We start from the raw sequence: 22,713 nt of genomic DNA, 5'->3' as shown, positions 1-22,713 counted from the left end.
TGGAGTAGGGCGCTCAGTGTCTCAGGCGACAGACTGGTATTTTGTAGGGCGCGTGGCCAGGGCCTTGCGCACCACACTCTCGACAAATGCGCGTTCGTCGCCCACCAGGGGCAGGCGGGGGCGGCGCATGTGTTCGGTGCCCACACCCACCAGCGCATCGATGAGCTTGAGGTTCTGCACGAGCTTGTTGGACACATCCAGGTGCAGCATGGGCGTCATCCACTGGTAGAGCGGCAACGCCTCGGCAAATTTGCCAGCCTTCATCAGGTCGTACAGCGCCACGGTTTCGCGCGGGAAGGCGCAGCCCACGCCGGCCAGCAGGCCGTCGCATCCCAGGGCCAGGCCTTCGTAAGCCAGGTCGTCCACGCCCAGGAAGAGCTGGTAGCGGTCGCCCACGGTATTGCGCAGGTCGGTGATGCGGCGGATGTCGCCGGTGCTTTCCTTGATGGCAGCGATCCACTCGCAGTCGGCCAGCTCCACCATGTGCTCGGGTTTCAGGTCCACGCGGTAGGCCACAGGGTTGTTGTAGACCATCAGGGGGCGCTGAGCGGCTGCGGCCATGGCGCGCACATTGGCCATGGCCTCGCGGGCGTCGGCCACGTAGATCACCGAGGGCATGACCATGTAGCCGGCCACACCGAGCTTGTTGCCGCCGTCGATGTAGCGCAGGGCCTCGCGGGTGCTGGTTTCAGACACGTTGGCCAGCACTGGTACGCGGCCGTCAGCGGCTTCGAGGGCGATCTTGGCGACCTGGAGCTTTTCCTCCAGCGTGAGTGTGCTGGCTTCGCCGAGAGAACCGCAAGTGACCAGCCCGTGGATGCCGTTGCGGATCTGGAAGTCGATGTGGCGGGCTGTGCCCTCGGCGTCGATGGACTCGTCGGCGTGGAACTTGGTGGTGATGGCGGGGAAGATGCCTTGCCAGCGGGGTTGTGGGTTCACGAGGGGCTCCTTGGATCGGTGGGTGGGTTGCGGTTATTAATATATTAACAAGATATTTAAAGCGCGCAAGCGGATTTTTCCGCATCCGTTGGCGCGTGGATCGGAGGCGTCTGTCCCCGCCCTGTCGCCCTCCCGCCACGGACCGCCAGACTGCAAACCTATAATGAAAGGTTGGTCCCCATAGGGGCAGCGACAGGCAGCGCGCAGGCGCGGGTCCTGCGGCCTGCCTGCTGCGTGCAACCACTCCACAACACCATGAGCACTCCCACTTTTTCTGTCGCTGACATCCGCAAGTCCTTCCTGGACTTCTTCGTCTCCAAGGGCCACACCGTGGTGCCGTCGAGCCCTCTGGTGCCTGGCAACGACCCCACGCTGATGTTCACCAACTCGGGCATGGTGCAGTTCAAGGACGTGTTCCTGGGCACCGACAAGCGCTCGTACAACCGGGCGGTGTCGGTTCAGGCCTGCCTGCGTGCGGGTGGCAAGCACAACGACCTGGAAAACGTGGGCTACACCGCGCGCCACCACACCTTCTTTGAAATGCTGGGCAACTGGTCGTTTGGCGACTACTTCAAGCGCGAATCGCTCAAGTGGGCCTGGGAGTTGCTGACCGAGGTCTACAAGTTGCCGCCAGAGCGCCTGCTGGCCACGGTCTACCAGGAAGACGACGAGGCCTACGACATCTGGACCAAGGAAATCGGCTTGCCGCCGGAGCGCGTGATCCGCATCGGCGACAACAAGGGCGGCCGCTACAAGTCCGACAACTTCTGGATGATGGCCGACACCGGCCCCTGCGGCCCCTGCAGCGAAATCTTCTATGACCACGGCCCGCACATTGCAGGCGGCCCTCCCGGCAGCCCCGATGAAGACGGCGACCGCTTCATCGAGATCTGGAACAACGTGTTCATGCAGTTCAACATGGACGAGACGGGTGCCGTGACCCCACTGCCCGCACCCTGCGTAGACACCGGCATGGGCCTGGAGCGCCTGGCCGCCATCCTGCAGCACGTGCACAGCAACTACGAGATCGACCTGTTCGACTCGCTAATCAAGGCCGCCGGGCGCGAGACCGGCGTGACGGACCTCAACAACAAGAGCCTGCGCGTGATCGCTGACCATATCCGCGCCACCGCGTTTTTGGTGAGCGATGGTGTGATCCCCAGCAACGAAGGCCGTGGCTACGTGCAGCGCCGCATCGTGCGCCGTGCCATCCGCCATGGGTACAAGCTGGGCAAGAAGACCCCGTTCTTCCACAAGCTGGTGGCCGACCTGGTGCGCCTGATGGGTGACGCCTACCCATCCCTGCGCGAGCAGGAACAGCGCATCACCGAGGTGCTCAAGGTGGAAGAAGAGCGCTTCTTCGAGACGCTGGCCAACGGCATGGAAATTCTGGACACGGCCCTGGACGGCGGTGCCAAGGTGCTGCCCGGCGACGTGGCCTTCAAGCTGCACGACACCTACGGCTTCCCGCTCGACCTGACCAATGACGTCTGCCGCGAGCGCGACGTGGAAGTGGACGAGGCCGGCTTCAAGACCGCCATGGAAAAGCAGAAGGCCCAGGCCCGCGCGGCCGGCAAGTTCAAGATGGACAAGGCGCTGGAGTACACCGGTGCCGCCAACCAGTTCACCGGCTACGAGCACCTGGCAGCGACTGCAAAAATCGTAGCAATCTATGTAGATGGAACAAGCGCTGCAGCACTGAAAGCCGGCCAAAACGGCGTGGTGGTGCTGGACACCACCCCGTTCTATGCCGAAAGCGGCGGCCAGGTGGGTGACGAAGGTGTCATCACCAGCGGCTCGGCACGCTTTGCGGTGGGTGACACGCTCAAGATCAAGGCCGATGTGTTTGGCCACCACGGCACGCTCGAAGAGGGCACGCTGAACGTGGGCGACACCGTGCAGGCCCAGGTGAACACCGCCGTGCGCGCTGCCACCATGCGCAACCACTCGGTCACGCACATCATGCACAAGGCCCTGCGCGAAGTGCTGGGCAGCCATGTGCAGCAAAAGGGCAGCCTGGTCAATGCCGACCGCACGCGCTTCGACTTCACACACAACGGCGCCGTGACGGCGGCTGAAATCCGCGAGATCGAACGCCGTGTGAACGAAGAAATCCTGGCCAACCAGCCCACGCAAGCGCGCGTGATGGACATCGAGTCGGCCCAGAAGACCGGCGCCATGATGCTGTTTGGCGAGAAGTACGGCGAAACCGTGCGCGTGCTCGACATCGGCACCAGCCGTGAACTGTGCGGCGGCACGCACGTGCAGCGCACGGGCGACATCGGCCTGTTCAAGGTGGTGGGCGAGGGTGGTGTGGCTGCCGGCATCCGCCGCATTGAGGCCGTGACCGGCGCCAACGCACTGGCGTACTTGCAGAACCTGGAAGACACCGTGAACCAGGCCGCCAGCACCCTCAAGGCGCCGGTGGCCGAGCTCAACGGCCGCATCAGCCAGGCGCTGGACAACGCCCGCGCGCTCGAAAAGGAAGTGGCTGCCTTGAAGGGTAAGCTGGCCTCCAGCCAGGGCGACGAACTGGTGAACCAGGCGGTGGAGGTGAAGGGCCTCAAGGTACTGGCTGCCGCGCTGCCGGGTGCCGACGCCAAGACCCTGCGCGACACCATGGACAAGCTCAAGGACAAGCTCAAGACCGCTGCCATCGTGCTGGCCGCCGTGGATGGCGACAAGGTGCAGATCGCTGCAGGCGTCACCACCGACAGCGTGGGCAAGGTCAAGGCCGGCGAGCTGGTCAACTTTGTGGCCCAGCAAGTGGGTGGCAAAGGCGGCGGCAAGCCCGACATGGCCATGGCCGGCGGCACCGATGCCTCCAAGCTGCCAGCGGCGCTGGCTTCGGTGACAGGCTGGGTCACGCAGCAACTGGGCTGATGTACCGGTCACCACAGCGGCACCAGCCGCTGTGGTGTGGCAGCCATGGCTGCCAAAAAGAGGGTGACGGAACGCCAGCTTTCACCCTAAAGTGCAGCGCATGGACACCCTGCGCGACAGCCCCCAAGACCCGCCGCCGTCCGCTGTGCTTCGCGGTACGGGCGCTGCTTCGGTGGGCCAAGGCGGCCACCTGCCGTGGTGGCGCCGCATCACCATCCCCTTTGAGGTCCTGATCGCCACCGTGGTGGTCACCGCCATGCTGTTGTTGACAGCGTTGCTGGTGTATCAGGTCAGCACCAGCGCACGCCAGGCCATCATCGCGGCGTCGGACGAGAGTGCGCAGCGCATCAGCCAGCTCATTGCCGAACGGGTGCATCGCATCGTGGACCCGGCCGATGCCACCATTCGCCTGCTGGCGTTCGACCCGGTGGCCTCTGCGTACACCCTGTCAGCGCGGCTGCGGCGCCTGCCTGTACTGGCGCGGCTGCTGGAGCAGAACCCGCTGCTGTCGGCGGTGTTCATCGGTTACCCGGACGGGCAGTTTTTGCTGGTGCGACCGGTGCGAAACGAGGCCTTGCGGGTGCGGCTGGATGCACCGCCCAAAACGGCGTACCTGGTGCAGTCCATGGCGCGCGAGCGCGGCTTGGCGGGCATGGTGGGGCGCTGGAGTTATTACGACGCGGACCTGCGGCTGATCAATTCGGCCGTGCGCCCGGAATACCGCTACGACCCCCGCACCCGCCCCTGGTACGCCGAGGCGCTGGAGCAGAACACCCAGATCCTCACGGCACCCTATGTGTTCTTCACCACGCAGGAGGTGGGCATCACGCTGAGCCAGCCCAGCGAGGAGGGGCGTGCGGTGATTGGCCTGGACGTGGCCCTGACCGACCTGGGGCATGAGATCAGTGGCCTGCGCCTGATGCCCCGCACCGAGATCGCGGTGGTGGACAAGGACCGCCGCGTGCTGGCCTATCCCGACATGTCACGCGTGCTACTGCGTGATGGCAATACGCCGAGCCTGCGGCTGCGTGCCCTGGACGACCTGGGTGTGCCCAGCCTGCATACGCTGCAGGCGCTGGGCCTGAAAGATGGCGAGTCACGCCGCTTGCAGGCCGACGGCGAGGAATGGCTGGGCCGTTCGCTGCCGCTGGCATCGATGCGCTGGCAGGGGCTGCAGATCCTGATGGCGATTCCTACCAAAGAGCTGCTGGCCGAGGTGAACAACAACCTGCGCCAGCAGGTGTGGCTGTCGGTGTCGCTCATCGGCCTGATGCTGCCGTTGGGCTGGCTGGCCGGCCGACGCGTAGGGCGCAGTCTGTTCGGGCTGGCGTTGCAGGCCAGGGCGCTGGCGCGGTTTGATTTCCGGCGGCCCGAACGGCGGGTGTCGCCGGTGCGCGAGGTGCGCGACCTGGGGCAGGTGATGGACCGCATGTCCGACACCATCCAGGAGTTCTTGCACATCACCCACCACATCAGCGCCGAGTCGCGCACCGACCTGATGCTGTCGAGCGTGCTGTATGAGCTGGTGCGCGCCACCAGTTGCACCGGCGGTGCGGTATACCTCGTGGACACGCAACGCACCGGCTTGCTGCGCGCGGCCCGCCATTGCGAAGACCCGGAGCAGCAGTCGCGCTACCCCGAGCACCTGGCCATGGTGCATTTCATCAACCATACCGAGTCCCAACCCGGCGACCAGCACGAAGACGACGACACCGAGTCCGCGCGCGTGCTGCGGGTTCAGCTGCGCACCCGTGACGGCCAACCCCTGGGACTGCTGGTGCTGCGCTACATCGCTGACCAGACGCAGGACGATGCGCATTTCCGGGCGTTTGTCGAGAGGTTGTCGGGCACGCTGTCGGTGGCCATCGAGACGCGCAGCCTGATCGAAGGCCAGAAGAAGCTGCTGGACGCCGTTATCCGTCTGCTGGCCGATGCCATCGACGCCAAGAGCCCCTACACCGGCGGTCATTGCGAGCGTGTGCCCCAGCTGGCCGAGGCGCTGATGGACCGCATGTGTGCAGCCAAGGACGGTCCATTTGCCCAGGTGGTCATGACCGATGCCGAGCGCTACGAATTTCGCCTGGGTGCCTGGCTGCACGACTGCGGCAAGGTCACCAGCCCCGAGCACATCATCGACAAGGCCACCAAGCTGGAGACGCTTTACAACCGCATTCACGAGGTGCGCATGCGCTTTGAGGTGTTGTGGCGGGACGCTGAGCTGGACTACTGGAAGCAGCATGTGTCCGGCGTGGACCCGGTGCGCCTGCAGCGCGAGCTGCTGCAGCGGCGCGAACAACTGCAGGAAGACTTTGCCTTTGTAGCCCGCTGCAACGTGGGGGGCGAATTCATGGCCGAGGCGGACATTGCCCGCCTCAAGACCGTTGGCCGCCAGATATGGCAACGGCATTTTGACGACCGCCTGGGCCTGTCGGCCGCCGAGATGCTGCGGCTTTCGACCGTGCCGGTGCGCCCCTTGCCTGCCAACGAGCCGCTGCTGGCCGACCGGCCGGAACACACCGTGCCTTGGGGCACACGCAAGCCGCCGGTGGAGCCTGGGAACCCCGCCAATCGCTGGGGCTTTGACATGGTGTTGCCGCCCTACGAGGCGCACCTTGGCGAACTGCACAACCTGTCCATCCAGCGGGGCACGCTCACGGCCGAGGACCGCTTCAAGATCAACGACCACATCGTGCAGACCATCATCATGCTCAGCGGTCTGCCGTTTCCGCCGCACCTGGCGCGTGTGCCGTTGATCGCCGGGTCCCACCATGAAAAGCTGGACGGCACCGGCTACCCCCGGCGCCTGAAGGCGCCAGAGCTGACGCTGGCCGACCGTGTGATGACTCTGGCCGATATTTTTGAGGCGCTGACTGCGGCCGACCGGCCCTACAAGCCACCCAAGACCTTGTCCGAGTCGCTCAAGATCATGACCCACATGGTGCGCGAGCGGCACATCGATGCCGAGGTGTTCCGCTTCTTCCTGACCAGCGGCGTGTGGCGCGACTACGCAGAGCGCTTTCTGACGCCTGCGCAGCGCGACGAGGTCAATGTGGAGGCCATTTTGGCGTCGCTGGGCTGAGAGGGGCAAAGCGCCCTACGGTGGACGATGGGGTGGACGATGGGGCAATGCGTTCCTGCGCGGGCCAGCCTTGGAGCAGCGCACAGCGGACCAAAGGGCCCGGCCCGTTCAGAACAGCTCGACGTCGTCGTTGGCGACCTTGGTCGCCAGCTGACCGCTGGCCACCAGATCGTCATAGAAGCAAACCTGGTTGCGGCCATGTTCCTTGGCGTAGTACAGCGCCTGGTCGGCCTGACCCAGGATCTCCACGGGCGAGCCGCGCGTGGTGCTCACAAAGCCCAGGCTCACCGTGACCTGGCCCACCTGCGGGAAGTGGTACTCCTGAACGGCCAGCCTGAATCGGTTGAACACCTTGTGGGCGGTGCTCAGCGTGGTGGAGCGCAGCAGCACCACAAACTCTTCGCCGCCAAAGCGGAAGATGCGGTCATGGCTGCGGAAAGAGCTGCGCAGGATGTTGGCGATCAGGATCAGCACCTCGTCGCCATACAGGTGGCCAAACCGGTCGTTGACCTGCTTGAAGTGGTCGATGTCCACCACCGCCAGCCATTGCTGCACGGGCTCGTTGTCGCTGGCCACTGCGGTTTCCTCGGCCGCAAAGGACTCGGTAACGGCGCCCGTCCGGCTGGCCAGCCCGCTCATGGTGTAGCGGGAGAACTGCTCGTCAAACGTCTTGCGGTTGAACAGGCCGGTGAGCGCATCACGCTCGCTGTAGTCGAGCAGGCTCTGGTAGTTCTGGTACACCTGAAACACGCCCATGAGCACGTCGAGCTTGTGGGCCGAGAACGGGCGCGACTGCGTGATTTCCAAGCAGGTGCTGACCTTGTCGTGCATCCACACCGGCAGCCACAGCACATGGCGGCCTCGGCGTGGCGAAGCCAGAGCGCTCTCGCCATGGTTGTCCACGCAGTCCCGCAGGGCGGGGTATTGGTCCAGAGGCTCGCGGCGGGGGTCTGCGGCGGCTTCGGAATCGGTGGATACCAACTGGCCGTTGTCCACCCAGGTGCGGGGCCGTACATGGGGCACGCCACCATCCGTGAACAGCTCCAGGGCCCGCACTTCGATGATGCTGCTGAGCTTTTGCAGCGTGGACAGCACCGACACCTCCAGCCGCAGGTGGTCGCGGTGACCGGTCATCTCCACCAGGTTTTGCAGAATGGGTTTCATAGGCGGTGAGGTGAGGGCCGATCGGGGCATGTCGTTGGGTCAGTTACGGCGCACAAACACCACGTCCCACACCCCATGGCCCAGTCGCAGGCCGCGGTTCTCAAATTTGGTCAGCGGGCGGTAGTCGGGTTGTGGTGCAAAGCCGTCTGCGGTGTTTTGCAGCAAGGGCTCGGCGCTCAGCACCTGCAGCATTTGCTCGGCGTAGGGTTGCCAGTCGGTGGCGCAATGCAGGTAGCCACCGGGTTTGAGGCGGGCGGCCAGCTTGGCCACCAGCGGGGGCTGGATCAGCCGGCGCTTGTTGTGTTTTTTCTTGTGCCAGGGGTCTGGGAAGAAGATGTGCACGCCGTCGAGAACGCCTGGCGGCAGCATGTGGTCGATCACCTCTACGGCGTCGTGCTGCAGGATGCGGATATTGGTCAGCTCCTGCTCGCCAATGCGCTTGAGCAGGGCGCCCACGCCGGGCTCATGCACTTCGCAGCACAGGAAGTTGTCGTTTGGTCGTACGCGGGCAATGTGTGCCGTGGCCTCGCCCATGCCAAAGCCGATTTCCAGCACCAGCGGCGCGTTACGGCCAAAGGTGGCGGTGGCGTCCAGCGGGGCGGGGGCGTAGGGCAGCACAAAACGCGGGCCAAAGTCCTCAAAGGCCTTGGCTTGGCCGGTGGTGGTGCGGCCGGCTCGGCGCACAAAGCTCTTGATGGTTTTGGGGTGGGCCACCCCGGCAGGGGCTGCGCCCTGGACGGTGGGCGCTGTGGGGGCGGCTGCGGCGGGCGCGGCACTGGTGGGGGCGGAAGCGGTAGTCAATTCGGTCACGGTGGGCCATTGTAGTTTCGTCGCCACGCTGCCACCCACTGTGCCAGTGCGTCGGGTACGCAAATGTTGTGCAGATTTGCCACAGCGGGCAGGCCCAGTGCCTGTGCGGCTTGCGATAGGGCCAACAAGGGGATCTGCAGGTTCAGCGCCTGCGCGCCATTTTGTTTGGAGAGCTTTTCGCCGTTGTCGCCGCACACCAGCGGGGTGTGCAGGTATCGCGGCGTGGGCAGCCCCAGGGCCTGCTGCAGCAGGATCTGGCGGGGCGTGTTGTCTGCCAGGTCTTCGCCCCGCACCACGTCGGTGATGCCCTGGTCAGCGTCGTCCACCACCACGGCCAGCTGGTAGGCCCAGAGCCCGTCAGCTCGGCGCAGCACAAAGTCGCCCACGGCAGTGGTGACCTGTTGCTGCTGGTGGCCCAGGCGGCGGTCGTGCCAATACAACGCTCCATTTGCTATTGAATATGTAGCACCCCAGGCACGATTCACTAGCGCAAGCGGCTGTTTGGGCTTGAAGTCGGTCACGTTGAAGCGCCAGGAGCGCCCCGTGCGGCCGCGCAGCCCATGGCGGCAGGTGCCCGGGTAGGGCAGTGCCGCATGGCGCTCACGCGCATGGCCCCGCGCCGCATGGGCGTCTTCGATGTCTTTGCGCGAACAGGCGCAGGGGTAGGCATCGCCCTGCGCCATCAAGTGATCCAGAGACTGCTGATACAGCCCGCTGCGCGCTGACTGCCATTGGGGCGGTGCATCCGGGTGCAGGCCACAGGTGGCCAGTTGCTGCAGGATGAAGGCGTCGGCCCCTGGCACGCAGCGGGGCTGATCCACATCTTCAATGCGCACCAGCCAACGCCCGCCATGTGCGCGTGCGTCCAGCCAGCTGGCCAGCGCCGCAACCAAAGAGCCCGCATGCAGCGGGCCTGTGGGGGAGGGGGCGAATCTCCCGACATATGGCCCCACAGAGCGCCCTGAAGCGCGCTCTTCAGGGCGCGGCGTTGCGCCCACGCCCCCCGTCATGCCACGGCAAGTGCCAGTTCCAGGCCCGACACAAACGCGTCTTCGAGCCGGTGCCCCAGGCACCAGTCTCCGCATGCGCCCAGCCCGGCCTTGGCGTCCCACAGGTGGCTCTTGCCCAGTGGGTGGGTGGTCTGCGCATAGCGCCAGCGGCGGGTGTCGGCATGCGCGGGCTCGGCCCGGATGCCGGTGACCTCGGCAAACGCCTTGAGCAGCTTGGCCTGCACGCGGGCTTCGTCGTCTTCAAGGTGTTCTGCCGACCAGGCGGGGCTGGCCTGCACCGTCCAGCGCTCCACCACGTTGCGGCCCGGCTTGGACGACTCGCGCGCCAGCCAGGCAATGCGGTGGTGGGTGCTGCGCGCGGCGTTCCATTGCGGGCCCAGCGTGGTCAGGCCCGGGCGCACGGCCTGGGGGTAGGCCAGCATCAGGGTCCAGCAGGGCGCGATGGCGACCTTGGACATGGCATCGGCCAGCGGGGAGTCGAGCCCAGAGCCGGAAATCAGGGCCTGCGCAGGCACGGAGGGCTGGGCCAGCAGCACGGCATCGAAGCCTGCGTACACATGTTGCTCGCCGCCAGCGCCTTCGGTGCGCAGTTGCCAGCCCGGCGCGTTCACGGCGTCGGGTTCGATGCGGGTGACGCGGGTGTGGGTGATGAGCTGACCTGCCTGAACCAGGGGGTCGGCCCAGGTGGTGACCAGCGACTGCATGCCCGGGCTGGCCACCCAATGGGCCTCGCGGTGGGGCAGGCCCACAGCGGCCACGCGGCCTGCGGCGTCCAGCACCTGGACGGAGTTGGCGCTCCAGCGTTTGCAGATGCCGGGCACGGTGTCGATGGCGCGGGCAAAACGCGGGTCGCGCACCGTGAAGTACTGGGCGCCGGCATCAAAGTTGCCAAAGGGGCTATCGATGGTGGCGGTGCGGCCGCCGGCCTGGTTCGATTTCTCGAACACCGTCACGCGGTGGCCGGCCTGCACCAGTGTGCGGGCGCAGGCAATGCCGGCCATGCCTGCGCCAATGATGGCGAAGTGGCGCTGGGGTTTGCCGGAAGAGGTGGTGGGCGCTGCAGGGGCTGCGGGTTCGGGGGCGCTGGTGCGTCGGAGCCGTTTGGCGGGGAGAGGATCAGGTTTGCTCATGGGGGGCCTTTCGGTGACGGTCGGCAAAAGAAATGCGATGCAAAACCAACAGCAACCACTCTACACGTGGTGCTGGCCTGTGAGCGCTTGATCAGGGTCACAAATGATGGTGGTTTTCCAGCAGAGCACGGCGTGTGGCAGGACTTTGCAGCTGGTTCAGCCACCACTGCAGCGCACGGCCGGGTGCAGTGAAGCCAGGGCCACCCCAGGCGTAGTGCACGCGCACGTTGCGTTCGGGCCGGGCCACACGGCGCGTCACCAGGCGCCCGGCCTCCAGGTAGGGGCGCACCATGGGTTCGGGCAGAAAGCCGCCGCCCAGTCCGCGCAACTGCACGCGCACCTTGGCCTGCATGGTGTCCACCGTCAGCACGTCTTGCCCGCCCAACAGCCCCATGGTGGCACCGCCGCGCGTGGCCGAATCGGCCACGGCCACGGCTCGGTGTTCGAGCAGCGTGGCGTCGGAGATGGGTTCGGGTGCCGTGGCCAGCGGGTGGTGGGGCGCCACCACGTAGATGAAGAGCACATCGCCCAGCGTGCCCTGCTGCATGCCCGCCACGTTGTTGCCCGCCACCGATACCCCAATGGCCAGATCTGCCCGGCCGGACGTCAGCGCCTCGAGCGTGCCGGTCATGATGCCGTCGCGCAGCTTCAGGCGCGTGGGGGGCTTCATGGCGTAGAACGCGTCCACAAGCTCGAGCATGGTGTGCGGCGAGATGATGCCGTCGATGGAGAGCGTGAGCTGCGGCTCCCAGCCTGTGGCCACGCGGCGCACGCGGTGGGCCACGGCATCGACGTCCTGCAGCAGGCGCGCGCCTTCGCGCAGCAGCTCGACCCCAGCCTCGGTGGGACGGGCCTGGCGTGCGCTGCGGTCAAACAGCAGCACGTCCAGTGCATCTTCGATCTGGCGCACGCGGTAGGTGAGGGCGCTGGGCACCAGGCCCAGTTGCCGTGCGGCGGCGGCAAAGCTGCCTGCCTCGGCAATCACCTGCAGCATGGTCAGCGCATCGGGGGTGAGGACATCGCGGGCGTTTTGCATGGTGGTGCCATGTTAATTCAGATTATTTGAACAATGCCATCAATCCGCCTGTGCCCGTGGAGGTGGCTACGGTCCTACAGTCGAGTCTTGAAAGGAGCACTCACATGCTGACTGTTCGTAAATCGCAAGACCGGGGCCACGCCGACCATGGCTGGCTCAATTCCTTCCACAGCTTCTCGTTTGCCGGGTACTACGACCCTGCCCACATGGGCTTTGGCAACCTGCGCGTCATCAACGAAGACCGCATTGCGCCAGGCACGGGTTTTGGCACCCATGGCCACCGCGACATGGAAATCATCAGCTATGTGATGGCTGGTGAGCTGGCGCACAAAGACAGCATGGGCAACATCAAAGGCATTCCGCCCGGCGATGTGCAGCGCATGAGCGCAGGCACCGGCGTGCAGCACAGCGAGTTCAACCACGCTGAAGGCCAGACCACGCATTTCTTGCAGATCTGGATCGAGCCCAATGTGCGAGGCATTCCTCCCAGCTACGAGCAAAAGACCTTTGCCGAGGCTGAAAAGCGCGGCGCTTTGCGCCTGGTGGCCTCGCCTGATGGTGCCCAAGGGTCCGTAAAGATCCATGCCGATGCGGCGTTGTATGCGGGTTTGCTGGATGGTGACGAGTCCGTCACCTTGGTGCTGAACCCCGCCCGCAAGACCTATGTGCACCTGGTGCGCGGCTCGCTCAGCGCCAACGGCCAGGCGCTGTCGGGCGGTGATGCGCTGCTGATGGAAAAAGAAACCACCTTGTCGTTGACCCATGGCCACGATGCCGAGGTGCTGGTGTTTGACCTGGCCGCCTGATCGTTTACGTCGTACTCACTTTCACTCAGGAGTTCTTCACCATGTTCACATCCCTGCAAAACCCTTTGGCCCTGGCATCGCGCCTGCTGCTGGCCGCCCTGTTCCTGCCTGCGGGCATCAGCAAGCTCACCGGCTTTGCAGGCACGGTGGGCTACATCACGTCGGTGGGCATGCCCATGCCCACGGTGGCGGCGGCCATTGCGGCGGCTGTGGAAGTGCTGGGTAGCCTGGCGCTCATCTTTGGCATGGGTACCCGGTTTGCTGCGCTTGCATTGGCCTTCTTCACGCTGGTGGCCAGCTTCTTCTTTCACGCTTACTGGAGCCTGCCCGCCGACAAGCAGATGATGCAGCAGCTCATGTTCTTCAAGAACGTGGGCGTGACCGGTGGCCTGCTGGCCCTGGCAGCGTTCGGTGCCGGCGCCTGGAGTCTGGACGCACGCCGCTCGGGCCGTTGATCCCATCTGTGTGAAAAAGGGCCTGCAACCTGCAGGGGTGCGGGTTCTGGCATTCAATCTCGCAGTTGGTTGTAGTTCTGTTCTTAGTTCTTTCACCTGGTCTCGTTCCCTCATCGTTTCAACAGGAGTTATCTCATGGCACACATCGCAGTTGTTTACCACTCGGGTTATGGTCACACGCAACGCCTGGCGCAGGCCGTGGCTGAGGGCGCGGGCGCCCAGCTGGTCGCCATTGATGCAGAGGGCAACCTGCCCGAAGGCGGCTGGGAAACGCTGGCCGCTGCCAGCGCCATCATCTTTGGCTCGCCGACCTACATGGCGGGCCCCAGCTGGCAGTTCAAGAAGTTTGCCGACGCCTCTTCCAAGCCCTGGTTCAGCCAGGCCTGGAAGGACAAGCTGTTCGCAGGCTTCACCAACAGTGCCAGCACCAATGGCGACAAGCAGGTCACCCTGGACTACCTGTTCCACCTGGCCATGCAGCATGGCGGCGTGTGGGTGGGCACCGGCATGATGCCCGCCAACTCCAAAGCCGCTACGCGCAACGATGTGAACTGGATCGGATCCTTCAGCGGCGCCATGGCGCAGTCGCCATCGGATGCATCGGCCGCCGAGATGTTCCCTGGCGATCTGGAAACCGGCAAGCAGTTCGGCCAGCGCGTGGCGCAGATCGCTGCTAGGTTGGGCGGCTGAAACTGGTAGGCTGGCGCCAATGTTGTGTTCAGCCACCCAGGAGATGCCCCATGAACCCACTTTGCTCCCTTGCACCCGCCACTGATGCCGTGGGGGTGCTGTCATGAGTGCGCCGCTGCGTCTTTCAGGCCATGCCAAGGACCTCGGAGGGGGCTTCACGGTGCGGCGCCTGCTGCCTGCGGTGCAGCGGCAGGCGGTGGGGCCTTTCCTGTTCTTTGACCACTTCGGCCCGGTCGCGGTACAGCCTGAGGCGGGCCACGATGTGCGGCCCCATCCGCACATTGGCCTGGCCACGGTGACCTACCTGTTCTCGGGTGCGATCATGCACCGCGACAGCCTGGGCTATGTGCAGCAGATCGAGCCTGGTGCCATCAACTGGATGACGGCGGGGCGAGGCATCGTGCACTCCGAGCGCCGCCCGGAAAGTCTGGCAAACCAGGCCTACGTGAACCATGGCATTCAGCTGTGGGCTGCGTTGCCAGTGGCCCACGAAGAAGCAGAACCTTCCTTTGTGCACACGCCTGCTGAGGCCATTCCGGAGGTTCAGGTGGATGGCTCCACGGTGCGGGTGCTGATCGGTGAGGCGTTTGGTCAGACCTCGCCGGTGGCCACCTATTCGCGCACGTTGTACCTGGACGTGCAGTTGCCGCCAGGCGCCACGCTGGAGATCCCGGCGCTGGTGCCTGAGATCGCGGTGTACGCCGTCGATGCACCGGTGTCGATGAACGGTGAGGAGGTGGCTGCGCACATCCTGGCCGTGGCAGCGCCCGGGCAGCCGCTGCATCTGACGGCGGGCCAGAGTGCCGTGCGCTTGATGGTGATAGGCGGCGAGCCCCTGGAGGCGCCGCGCCACATGTGGTGGAACTTTGTCTCCAGCCGCAAGGACCGCATCGTGAAGGCAGCCAGCGACTGGGAGGCCCAGGTGATGGGCCAAGTGCCGGATGAGGTGGAGTGGATTCCCCTGCCGGAACACCGGTTCAAAGCGTGAGGTTTGTATCGAAAATGGGCTGTAGCGCCAGTAAATAGTGCGCTGTTAGCTCATTATTTGATAGCAATTTCTCCGGTCGCCGTGGGTGTGTCGGTGGCGAGCCCGGTGTCCAGTACCCGGCGCTCGTCGAACACAAAGCACCCCCCGTGGTAGTGCGCACCGTCCGTCAGCTCAAAGTATTTCAGGATGCCACCCTCCAGCTGGTAGACATGTGACAGGCCTTCCTCACGCATCAGGATGGCTGCCTTTTCGCAGCGGATGCCACCCGTGCAGAAGCTCACTACCGTCTTGTCCTGCAGCTCGCTTTTGTGTGCGCGCAGTGCCGGGGGGAACTCGGTGAACTTGTCAATGCGCCAGTCGATGGCGTTATCGAACGTGCCTTCGTCCACCTCGAATGCGTTGCGGGTGTCGAGCGTGACGACCTCGCGCCCCTCGTCGTCGTGACCCCGGTCCAGCCAGCGCCGCAGCGTGGCAGGGTCCACAGCCGGCGCGCGGCCTGCAGCGGGGCGGATGGTGGGGTGGTCCATGCGGATGATCTCGCGCTTGACCTTGACCAGCATCTTGCGAAACGGCACGGAGGCCGACCAGCTTTCCTTGGGCTGCAGGTCTGCAAAGCGGGCATCGGCGTGCAGCTGCGCGACAAAACCCCTCACCGCCTCTGCCGTGCCTGCCAGAAAGAAGTTGATGCCTTCCTCTGCCAGCAGGATGGTGCCTTTGAGCTGTGCGGCCACTGCACGTTCATGCAGCACATCGCGCAGCGCGGCGGCATCGGGCAGCGGCACGAACTTGTAGCAGGAGATGTTGAGGACGGTGTCGGTGGTGTTCACGGCAGTAAAAATGCACAAAGGCCCGCTGGCGGGCCTGTGGGTCACAGTGGCCAGGTTGCGCCTGGGGCGCAGCCGGCGTTTTCAGGTCAGGCCGCAGGCGACAGCAGCGTGGACTCGATTTTGTTGGCCAGCTGGGCAATGGCCAATGCAGCCGGGCAGCCAGGGGTTTGCAACAGCAGCAACTGGCGTCGCATCACGGCGTCGCGCACCGAAGGGTCGGCCGGAATGTCGCCCATGTGGATCAAACGCATGGGGCGGCCGGATTCGGTGCTGACGAAACGGTCGAGCACCTGCTGAAGCTGGCTGGTGATGGCGCGGCCATCGCCCGGACGCGCCGCCTGGTTGATGACCATGCGCACATGCTGGCGTTTTTGCTGCATGGCCAGCACCTTGATGGCGGCATAGGCATCGGTGAGCGAAGTGGGCTCCGGTGTGGCCACGATCAGCACTTCGGAGGCCAGAGACACCGAAAACAGCACCACGTCGGAGATGCCGGCACCGGTGTCGAGCAGCACCACGTCGTAGCGCGGGGTGAGGGCCTGGATCACGCTCAGGAACTGGTTGCGTACCTCGGGCGTCAGCCGCGAATACTCCACCATGCCCGAACCGGCCAGCAGCACGTCAAAACCACCGGGGGCAGTGATGACGGCCTCATCCAGCGCGGCCTTGCCGGTGAACACATCGTGCAGGGTGATCTTGGGGTGCAGGTTCAGCACCACGTCCAGGTTGGCCAGGCCCAGGTCTGCGTCGAGCACCAGCACGCGCTGGCCTCGGCGGGTGAGGGCGGCGGCCAGGTTGGCCGATACAAAAGTCTTGCCGACACCGCCCTTGCCACTGGTCACCGCAATGATGCGTGCTCCGGGGGCGGCAGAAGCCAGGGGTGTGACAGGGCCTGCAGGGGCCGCAGGCGTTGTAGGTTGGGGGGACAGCGCGTCGCTCATCATCTAACTTTCAGTAGGCGCTGCCTGTTGGGTTGGGGTCCGGTGGAGGCAGATCGCCCCAACCCGAGGGGGTGTAGAGCGGGCCAAACAACAGGCTTTTCTCTTCGGCACTGACGGTGCTGTCGGGTTGCTCCTCGATGCTGACGCGGTTGCGCCCCGACGCCTTGGCCTGGTAGAGCTGGTGATCGGCGCGGTCGGTCCACAGCAGAGTGGTGGAGCGGATCCATTGCATCGCAAAGGCGCCACCGACGCTCACCGTGATGTTCAGCTCTACGGTCGGGGAGATACGGATGGGCGTGTTGGCCACTGCACGGCGGATGCGTTCTGCCACCACCCGGCCAAAGGCGGCCTGGCAGGCAGGCAGCACCACGGCAAATTCCTCACCGCCGTAGCGTGCCAGGGTGTCCATGGGGCGCACACAGGCGCTGAGCGTCCGTGCCACGGACTGGAGCACCACATCACCAGCCAGGTGTCCGTGGGTGTCGTTCACCTTTTTGAAGTGGTCGATGTCCAGCATGAGCAGCAGTGCCGCTTCGCCCGAGCGCGTCACCCGGTCGATCTCGCGTTCCAGCACCGCGCGGAAATGTCTGCGGTTGGCCAGGCCAGTAAGGGGGTCTTTGAGCGACAGCTCGCACAGGCCATCAATGAGGCCCTGCAGGTACAGCGAAGGCACCTCGCGGTGCAGTGCTGTCTCGCTGCCACCGGCCTGAGCCACCAGCGCGTGGGCAGTATCCAGGCGAAGTTCGCGCAGATCTACCAGATGAGAGGCCGCAGAGTCAGACACAAATTGGAACAAAAAGAGTTGGATAAGTGTACCAGCGCGTCAGCAATAACAGGGCCAACGCGAGGCGAGAGCCCGGTAGGTGAAACCCGGCCTACACCCTGGCCACCGGCTCGGGAAGCTGCTGCAGTGCCGCCAAAGCCTCGGTGTCGGTGCGGTACATGGCCAGTCCGGGGCCCAACTTCAGCAGTCCGGCCTGGCGCAGCACCTGCTCTGCAGGCAGCTTCAGCCCGCTCAGATGCAATGTGCCGCCCCGCAGTTCCATTTGCGTCAGCAATTGGGCGAAAGTCTCCACGCCAGTCACATCGATGCGGTTGATGGGCTGCGCCAGCAGGCACAGGTGCACCACTTCGGGGTGGGCGGTCAGGTGCTCTGTGACGCGCCGCTCCAGGGCGCTGGCCGAGGCAAAGTCCAACTCCGCGTCCATGCGCAACGCCAGCAGCCGGGGCGCCAGTGGCGGGAGCTGCCACAGATGCCGGTCGCGCAGGCTTCCGTCAGGGTGCAGGCCCACTTCAATGATGCGCGGGTGCAGTCGCTGGTAAAGAAAGTGGCTCAGGTTCATCAATAGGCCCACCAGAACACCCCAGTACATGCGCGGAGCCGTGGCCAGGGTCAGGGCAAAGGTCACGCCGCCGATCACGGCCTCCACCCGCGACACCCTCCACAGCCGCAGCAGAGTGCCCGGCTTGATGAGGCTGGTGACGGCCGTGACCACTACGGCCGCCAGCACCGACTGCGGGACGTGGTACAGCGCAGGCGTCATCCACAGCAGCACAACCAGCACCAGGCTGATCGCAAACAGTGTGGCCCAGCCCGTCTTGGCACCGGCGTAGAGGTTGATGGCCGAGCGTGAAAACGACGCACTCGTGGCAAAACTGCCGCACAGGCCACTGCTGATCTTGGCCAGGCCCTGGCCAATGAGGTCCTGGTTTTCGTTCCACTGCTCTTTGGAGCGCTGGCTTTCCACCTTGGCGCTCGATGCGGTCTCCAGAAAACTCACCAGCGTCACTACCAGTACGGGCATGACCAGCGCGCTGAAGCTGGACCAGGGGAGGGTGCCTGGCCAGTAGGGCGCTGGCAAGCCCGATGGCAAGGCGCCCACCACCGCGCCACCTGCATCGGCATAACCCAGGGCCCAGCTCAACGCGCCCGCAGCACCCACCACCACGATGGCCGCCGGAAACTGGGGCAACACGCGGCGCGCCAGCATCAGCAGCGCAAGGCTGCCCAGGCCGAAGCCCGCTGCCGTCAGGTCAAACAGCCCCAGCGACGGCGTGGACAGCAAGGCGCCCCAGTCGGCTGCCCGCAGTCCGGTGAGTGCCCCCAGTTGCGACCCCAGGATCAGCAGCGCCGCCGCCTGCGTAAAACCATTGAGTACGGGCGAGGTCACGAGGTTGAGCAACCAGCCAAAGCGCGCCATGCCCATCACCATCTGCAGCAGACCGGACAGCAGGGCCATCCATGCCGCCAGGGCCACCCACTGCGCACTGCCTGGCTCGGCCAGGCCGGTTAGCGAGGCGCCGATCAGCAAACTGGTGAGCGCGGTGGGCCCCACCCCCAGCCGGGTGGATGAACTGAACAGCACGGCGACCAACGCCGGAATCAGCGACGCGTAGATGCCCGTGACCAGCGGCATGCCCGCCAGCGCCGCATAGGCCACGCCCTGGGGCACCAGCATCAGCCCCACCGTCATGCCCGCCCAGAACTCGCCTTTGAGCAGTTGTCGGTCAGGGCGGGGCCATTTCAAAAAAGGAAGCCAGCGGGCGAGCGAAGACACGGTCATGCCGCGATTGTCGCCCGCCCTGCAGGGACTGCGGCTAAGGGCCTGTTTACGATTTCGCTCCAACCCTTCGGGCAGTGGTCTTTGCGGGCTGTCTGCGGCGTTGCGGCGCTTGCCAATAGCGGGGCTATTGGCTGTGCACCGCGCCTTGCATCCCTTCCCGCAAAGACCGCTGCGCGACCCCTGGGAGATCGTAAACAGGCTCTAAGGCTGGCGCTGCCGTCCTACAAGCACTTCGGCGGTGTCCGACCCGCAAGGCGCGGCGCGCTGCCTACAGTTTGGCCATGTTTCAACCGCAAGGAGTCATTGCATGAATCCCAAGAATCTGATCGATCGTCCCGCCCATCGCGTTGCGAGCATCCTGGCCGTGAGCGCCCTTGCTCTGGGGCTGGCCGCCTGCAACAAGGCCGAGGAGCCCACAGTGGGCCAACGTCTGGACTCTGCCGTCGAAAAGACCGAGCAGGCCGCAGCCGACGCCCGTGTGAAGGCCGAAGGTGCGATGCAGAACGCTGAAACCAAGATGGAGCAGGGTGCGGCCAATGCTGAAGTCTCTGCCAAACAGGCCGCCAATACCGCCAAGGGCGTGATCGACGATGCCACCATCACCGCCCAGGTGAGTGCAGGCCTTGCCAAGGACCCCGATCTGAGCGCAGTGAAGATCAATGTGGACACCGTCAATGGCAAGGTCACACTGAATGGCCCCGCACCCTCCACGGTAGCCCGTGACCGTGCCGAGACCATCGCCAAGGGTGTGAGTGGCGTGACCTCGGTGAACAACCAGCTGGTCGTTACCGCTGGTTAATGCGGACCCGCAGGGCGCGCGGTGCATGCCGCCCACGCCCTGATGGCTGATACCTGCGCGCCGCCCGGGACTATTCGGGCGGCGCGCTACCATGGCTGGCATGAAAGACCACGACATTGATCTTGCCACCCACCTCGTTCACCATGACTACCTGCCTCCCGCCGGGTTTGTAGCCCCCCAACCGGGGATATTCAAGGCATCCACGGTCATCTTTCCCAATGTCGCGGCCATGCGATCGCGCGAGTGGAAGGACAAAAGCGGCTACACCTATGGGCTGCACGGCACGCCCACCACCTTCATCTTGGAGGAGCGCCTGTGTGCGTTGGAGGGAGGCCTTCAGTGTGTACTGGTGCCTAGTGGGCTGGCCGCCATTGCCAATGTGGGTTTGGCATTGCTCAAGCCGGGCGACGAGGTGCTGATCCCGGACAACGCCTACGGGCCCGGCAAGGACCTGGCCAACGGCGAACTCGCCCGGTTCGGCATCACCCATGTGTTTTACGACCCCTTGGATCCTTCCGACCTGGCCGCCCGCATCACACCAGCCACCCGTCTGGTCTGGCTGGAGGCACCGGGATCGGTGAGTATGGAGTTCCCCGACCTGTGCAAGCAGGTGCGCATCTGCCGTGATCGCGGCGTGACGACCGCGCTGGACAACACCTGGGGTGCGGGCCTGGCGTTTGCGCCGTTTGACCTCACGGGCGATGGCAGCCTTGGGGTGGATATCTCGGCCCATGCGCTTACCAAGTACCCCAGCGGTGGAGGTGATGTGCTCATGGGCAGCGTCATCACGCGCGACCCTGGCCTGCACATGAAGATCAAGCTCACGCACATGCGGCTGGGCCTCGGGGTGGGCGCCAACGACGCCGAAACGATCTTGCGCGCACTGCCTAGCATCGGCCTGCGCTACCGTGCCCATGATGACGCTGCCCGCCAGCTGGCGCGGTGGCTGCAACAGCAACCGGCCATTGCGCAGGTGTTGCACCCTGCACTGGAAGGCGCACCCGGCCATGCCCACTGGAAGGCCCTGTGTGGTGCCGCACAGGGCGGGCAGGGGCTTGCAGCCGGCCTGTTCAGCGTGATGATCGACGCCCGGTACACCCAGCAGCAGGTGGATGCGTTCTGCGATGGCTTGCGCTTGTTCAAGCTGGGTTACAGCTGGGGCGGCCCCATGAGTCTGGTCGTGCCTTACAACATTGCCAGCATGCGCAGTCGGCCGCCCGTCCATTTGAAGCCGGGCACGCTGGTGCGGTTTTCGATCGGCCTGGAGGCTGTGGAGGACCTGCGGCGCGACCTGCAACAGGCGATGGAACGCGCCTTCACCCCGGGCTGAGCCGCATCGGCCCGGATCCGGCGCTGCCCACTGCCGCTGGATTCGGCGCAGGATACGGGCTTTCCTCAGTGGCGCTGCAGCGGCAGCGGCCTTAGTGTGGCGTCATGACCGTGACCTCCTCCAAGCCCGTACAGGACCCACTCAATGCGCCCGGCACCTCGGAATCCCAACATGCCGAGGCGATTGCCGACCGCGTGAAGGCCCAGACTGCGCAGCCCGTGCAGCTGCAGCCGTTGCGCGTGGCCGACCCCTTCCGGTGGCTGCGGCGCGGCCTGGAGGATGTGCGCGCCGCGCCGGGCATTGCCTTGTTCTATGGCGTTTGCTTCTGGGTCATGGCGGGGGTGCTGGGCTGGGTGTTCCGCACGCGGCCTGAGTACACCATGTCGCTCGCCAGCGGCTGCCTGCTGGTGGGGCCGTTTTTGGCGATGGGGCTGTACGACACCAGCCGTAGGCGCGAGGCGGGCCTGAAGCCACAGTTGAGCGAATCCCTCACTTGCTGGGACAGCCATATGGGCAGCATGGGCATGCTGGTGCTGGTGCTGGTGGTGCTGGAGCTGCTGTGGGGCAGGGCCTCGCTGGTGGTGTTTGCCGTGTTCTTCAACACCGGCATGCCCTCAACCACCGGCGTGCTGCAGGCGGTGTTCAACCCCCAGAACTGGAGCTTTGTGGCGGTGTACACGGTGGTGGGCGGTGTGTTTGCGGCGCTGGTGTTTTCCACATCCGTGGTGTCCATCCCCATGATTCTGGACCGCGACACCGACGCGCTGACTGCGGGCATCACCAGTATGCGTGTGGTGATTGAGAACCCTGGCGTGATGCTGCTGTGGGGGGCATTGATCACCCTCATCGTGGCCGTCTCGCTGTGGTTCTGGGGGGTGGGCCTGGTGCTGGCGGGGCCTGTGCTGGGCTTTGCCAGCTGGCATGCGTACCGGGCCGCCGTCATCCCCCTGCAGCGTACCCCGGCAGGGGCCTGAAAACCCCGTCCTGTTACAGTGAGTCTCAACTTCAGGAAGCAACTACCTTGGCAACACCCAACTACGGATACGAAAAACGCCAGCGCGAACTCGCCAAAAAACAAAAAAAGGAAGAGAAGCTGAGGGCCAAAACACAGCGCAGGCCGAACGATCCGCAGGGGGATGACCAGCCCGCTGACGACCAGCCAGCGGGCGCTGCAGGCCATCCCGAGCAGCCTGCGGGCTGAGAAACTTGGCTGCGTCACAGGGGGCCGCTGCACAAATCGCCGCGCCGTGTGTCTCTGCGGT

20 protein-coding genes are annotated in these 22,713 nt (G+C 65.1%); 10 read left to right on the top strand and 10 right to left on the bottom strand.

From position 1 onward, the window contains the following. Positions 1 to 21: 21 nt before the first annotated feature. Positions 22 to 939 (bottom strand): dihydrodipicolinate synthase family protein, encoded by a 918-nt coding sequence (locus AC1Q64_RS00175; protein ID WP_492250026.1) that lies wholly within the window; start codon positions 937 to 939, stop codon positions 22 to 24. Between the two features lie 255 nt (positions 940 to 1,194). On the opposite strand from AC1Q64_RS00175, the gene alaS reads away from it, so the two are divergent. Both alaS and AC1Q64_RS00165 read left to right on the top strand, forming a co-directional pair. Beyond that, positions 1,195 to 3,822: an alanine--tRNA ligase gene (gene alaS / locus AC1Q64_RS00170; protein WP_492250025.1), complete on the top strand. Its 2,628-nt coding sequence runs from the start codon at positions 1,195 to 1,197 to the stop codon at positions 3,820 to 3,822. 100 nt (positions 3,823 to 3,922) lie between these two features. Continuing rightward, the gene (locus AC1Q64_RS00165; protein WP_492250024.1) at positions 3,923 to 6,901 is read left to right on the top strand and encodes an HD domain-containing phosphohydrolase; all 2,979 of its coding nucleotides are present in this window, start codon (positions 3,923 to 3,925) and stop codon (positions 6,899 to 6,901) included. 108 nt (positions 6,902 to 7,009) lie between these two features. Here AC1Q64_RS00165 and AC1Q64_RS00160 read toward each other — a convergent pair whose 3' ends face one another. The 5 genes from AC1Q64_RS00160 to AC1Q64_RS00140 form a co-directional block, all read right to left on the bottom strand. After that, complete coding sequence (locus AC1Q64_RS00160) at positions 7,010 to 8,065, bottom strand: GGDEF domain-containing protein (RefSeq protein WP_492250023.1); 1,056 nt, start codon at positions 8,063 to 8,065, stop codon at positions 7,010 to 7,012. Positions 8,066 to 8,104: 39 nt separating this feature from the next. Further along, positions 8,105 to 8,875: a tRNA (guanosine(46)-N7)-methyltransferase TrmB gene (gene trmB, locus AC1Q64_RS00155; protein ID WP_492250022.1), complete on the bottom strand. Its 771-nt coding sequence runs from the start codon at positions 8,873 to 8,875 to the stop codon at positions 8,105 to 8,107. Further along, positions 8,872 to 9,885, bottom strand: coding sequence for a tRNA glutamyl-Q(34) synthetase GluQRS (gene gluQRS, locus AC1Q64_RS00150; RefSeq protein ID WP_492250021.1), 1,014 nt, complete (start codon positions 9,883 to 9,885; stop codon positions 8,872 to 8,874). Before gluQRS ends, trmB begins: the two co-directional genes overlap by 4 nt. Further along, positions 9,882 to 11,015 carry an NAD(P)/FAD-dependent oxidoreductase gene (locus tag AC1Q64_RS00145; protein WP_291435739.1) on the bottom strand — a complete coding sequence of 378 codons (1,134 nt, stop codon included), beginning with the start codon at positions 11,013 to 11,015 and terminating at the stop codon, positions 9,882 to 9,884. Before AC1Q64_RS00145 ends, gluQRS begins: the two co-directional genes overlap by 4 nt. A gap of 97 nt (positions 11,016 to 11,112) precedes the next feature. Continuing rightward, complete coding sequence (locus AC1Q64_RS00140) at positions 11,113 to 12,051, bottom strand: LysR family transcriptional regulator (protein ID WP_492250020.1); 939 nt, start codon at positions 12,049 to 12,051, stop codon at positions 11,113 to 11,115. A gap of 104 nt (positions 12,052 to 12,155) precedes the next feature. Between AC1Q64_RS00140 and AC1Q64_RS00135 the strand changes: the two genes are divergently transcribed. From AC1Q64_RS00135 to AC1Q64_RS00120, 4 genes are all read left to right on the top strand, one after another. Continuing rightward, positions 12,156 to 12,857 carry a pirin family protein gene (locus tag AC1Q64_RS00135; RefSeq protein WP_291435743.1) on the top strand — a complete coding sequence of 234 codons (702 nt, stop codon included), beginning with the start codon at positions 12,156 to 12,158 and terminating at the stop codon, positions 12,855 to 12,857. Between the two features lie 41 nt (positions 12,858 to 12,898). Continuing rightward, on the top strand, positions 12,899 to 13,312 hold the full coding sequence (locus tag AC1Q64_RS00130; protein WP_291435745.1) for a DoxX family protein: 414 nt from the start codon (positions 12,899 to 12,901) through the stop codon (positions 13,310 to 13,312). 135 nt (positions 13,313 to 13,447) lie between these two features. Then, positions 13,448 to 14,002 (top strand): flavodoxin family protein, encoded by a 555-nt coding sequence (locus AC1Q64_RS00125; RefSeq protein WP_492250019.1) that lies wholly within the window; start codon positions 13,448 to 13,450, stop codon positions 14,000 to 14,002. 103 nt (positions 14,003 to 14,105) lie between these two features. Further along, positions 14,106 to 14,990 (top strand): pirin family protein, encoded by an 885-nt coding sequence (locus AC1Q64_RS00120; protein ID WP_492250018.1) that lies wholly within the window; start codon positions 14,106 to 14,108, stop codon positions 14,988 to 14,990. Positions 14,991 to 15,043: 53 nt separating this feature from the next. On the opposite strand, the gene AC1Q64_RS00115 is transcribed toward AC1Q64_RS00120, so the two are convergent. The 4 genes from AC1Q64_RS00115 to AC1Q64_RS00100 all read right to left on the bottom strand — a co-directional run bounded on the left by AC1Q64_RS00115 (position 15,044) and on the right by AC1Q64_RS00100 (position 19,322). Further along, positions 15,044 to 15,817, bottom strand: coding sequence for a sulfurtransferase (locus AC1Q64_RS00115; protein WP_492250017.1), 774 nt, complete (start codon positions 15,815 to 15,817; stop codon positions 15,044 to 15,046). 86 nt (positions 15,818 to 15,903) lie between these two features. Further along, positions 15,904 to 16,758, bottom strand: a complete 855-nt coding sequence (locus tag AC1Q64_RS00110) for a MinD/ParA family protein (protein ID WP_492250016.1) — start codon at positions 16,756 to 16,758, stop codon at positions 15,904 to 15,906. A 10-nt stretch (positions 16,759 to 16,768) separates the two neighbouring features. Further along, positions 16,769 to 17,542: a GGDEF domain-containing protein gene (locus tag AC1Q64_RS00105; RefSeq protein WP_291435755.1), complete on the bottom strand. Its 774-nt coding sequence runs from the start codon at positions 17,540 to 17,542 to the stop codon at positions 16,769 to 16,771. Positions 17,543 to 17,633: 91 nt separating this feature from the next. After that, the gene (locus AC1Q64_RS00100) at positions 17,634 to 19,322 is read right to left on the bottom strand and encodes a SulP family inorganic anion transporter (protein ID WP_492250015.1); all 1,689 of its coding nucleotides are present in this window, start codon (positions 19,320 to 19,322) and stop codon (positions 17,634 to 17,636) included. Between the two features lie 307 nt (positions 19,323 to 19,629). Here AC1Q64_RS00100 and AC1Q64_RS00095 point away from each other — a divergent pair, with 307 nt between their 5' ends. From AC1Q64_RS00095 to AC1Q64_RS00080, 4 genes are all read left to right on the top strand, one after another. Then, the gene (locus AC1Q64_RS00095; RefSeq protein WP_291435758.1) at positions 19,630 to 20,121 is read left to right on the top strand and encodes a BON domain-containing protein; all 492 of its coding nucleotides are present in this window, start codon (positions 19,630 to 19,632) and stop codon (positions 20,119 to 20,121) included. A gap of 91 nt (positions 20,122 to 20,212) precedes the next feature. Further along, positions 20,213 to 21,451 carry a PLP-dependent transferase gene (locus AC1Q64_RS00090; protein ID WP_291435760.1) on the top strand — a complete coding sequence of 413 codons (1,239 nt, stop codon included), beginning with the start codon at positions 20,213 to 20,215 and terminating at the stop codon, positions 21,449 to 21,451. A 104-nt stretch (positions 21,452 to 21,555) separates the two neighbouring features. After that, on the top strand, positions 21,556 to 22,425 hold the full coding sequence (locus AC1Q64_RS00085) for a DUF2189 domain-containing protein (protein ID WP_492250014.1): 870 nt from the start codon (positions 21,556 to 21,558) through the stop codon (positions 22,423 to 22,425). 47 nt (positions 22,426 to 22,472) lie between these two features. After that, positions 22,473 to 22,652 (top strand): hypothetical protein, encoded by a 180-nt coding sequence (locus tag AC1Q64_RS00080; RefSeq protein ID WP_082564946.1) that lies wholly within the window; start codon positions 22,473 to 22,475, stop codon positions 22,650 to 22,652. The last annotated feature ends 61 nt before the right edge of the window (positions 22,653 to 22,713 follow it).

It is taken from the genome of Acidovorax sp. GW835-FHT14G06 (assembly GCF_058793595.1).
This window is presented reverse-complemented; position numbering and strand designations above follow the sequence as displayed.

Coding starts and splice junctions, on each gene's coding strand:
- AC1Q64_RS00130 (WP_291435745.1), top strand. CDS start 12,899: ATGTTCACATCCCTGCAAAACCCTTTGGCCCTGGCATCGCGCCTGCTG.
- gluQRS (WP_492250021.1), bottom strand. CDS start 9,885: ATGACGGGGGGCGTGGGCGCAACGCCGCGCCCTGAAGAGCGCGCTTCA.
- AC1Q64_RS00145 (WP_291435739.1), bottom strand. CDS start 11,015: ATGAGCAAACCTGATCCTCTCCCCGCCAAACGGCTCCGACGCACCAGC.
- AC1Q64_RS00165 (WP_492250024.1), top strand. CDS start 3,923: ATGGACACCCTGCGCGACAGCCCCCAAGACCCGCCGCCGTCCGCTGTG.
- AC1Q64_RS00160 (WP_492250023.1), bottom strand. CDS start 8,065: ATGAAACCCATTCTGCAAAACCTGGTGGAGATGACCGGTCACCGCGAC.
- AC1Q64_RS00135 (WP_291435743.1), top strand. CDS start 12,156: ATGCTGACTGTTCGTAAATCGCAAGACCGGGGCCACGCCGACCATGGC.
- AC1Q64_RS00100 (WP_492250015.1), bottom strand. CDS start 19,322: ATGACCGTGTCTTCGCTCGCCCGCTGGCTTCCTTTTTTGAAATGGCCC.
- AC1Q64_RS00110 (WP_492250016.1), bottom strand. CDS start 16,758: ATGAGCGACGCGCTGTCCCCCCAACCTACAACGCCTGCGGCCCCTGCA.
- AC1Q64_RS00125 (WP_492250019.1), top strand. CDS start 13,448: ATGGCACACATCGCAGTTGTTTACCACTCGGGTTATGGTCACACGCAA.
- AC1Q64_RS00090 (WP_291435760.1), top strand. CDS start 20,213: ATGGCTGGCATGAAAGACCACGACATTGATCTTGCCACCCACCTCGTT.
- alaS (WP_492250025.1), top strand. CDS start 1,195: ATGAGCACTCCCACTTTTTCTGTCGCTGACATCCGCAAGTCCTTCCTG.
- AC1Q64_RS00140 (WP_492250020.1), bottom strand. CDS start 12,051: ATGCAAAACGCCCGCGATGTCCTCACCCCCGATGCGCTGACCATGCTG.
- AC1Q64_RS00120 (WP_492250018.1), top strand. CDS start 14,106: ATGAGTGCGCCGCTGCGTCTTTCAGGCCATGCCAAGGACCTCGGAGGG.
- AC1Q64_RS00085 (WP_492250014.1), top strand. CDS start 21,556: ATGACCGTGACCTCCTCCAAGCCCGTACAGGACCCACTCAATGCGCCC.
- AC1Q64_RS00095 (WP_291435758.1), top strand. CDS start 19,630: ATGAATCCCAAGAATCTGATCGATCGTCCCGCCCATCGCGTTGCGAGC.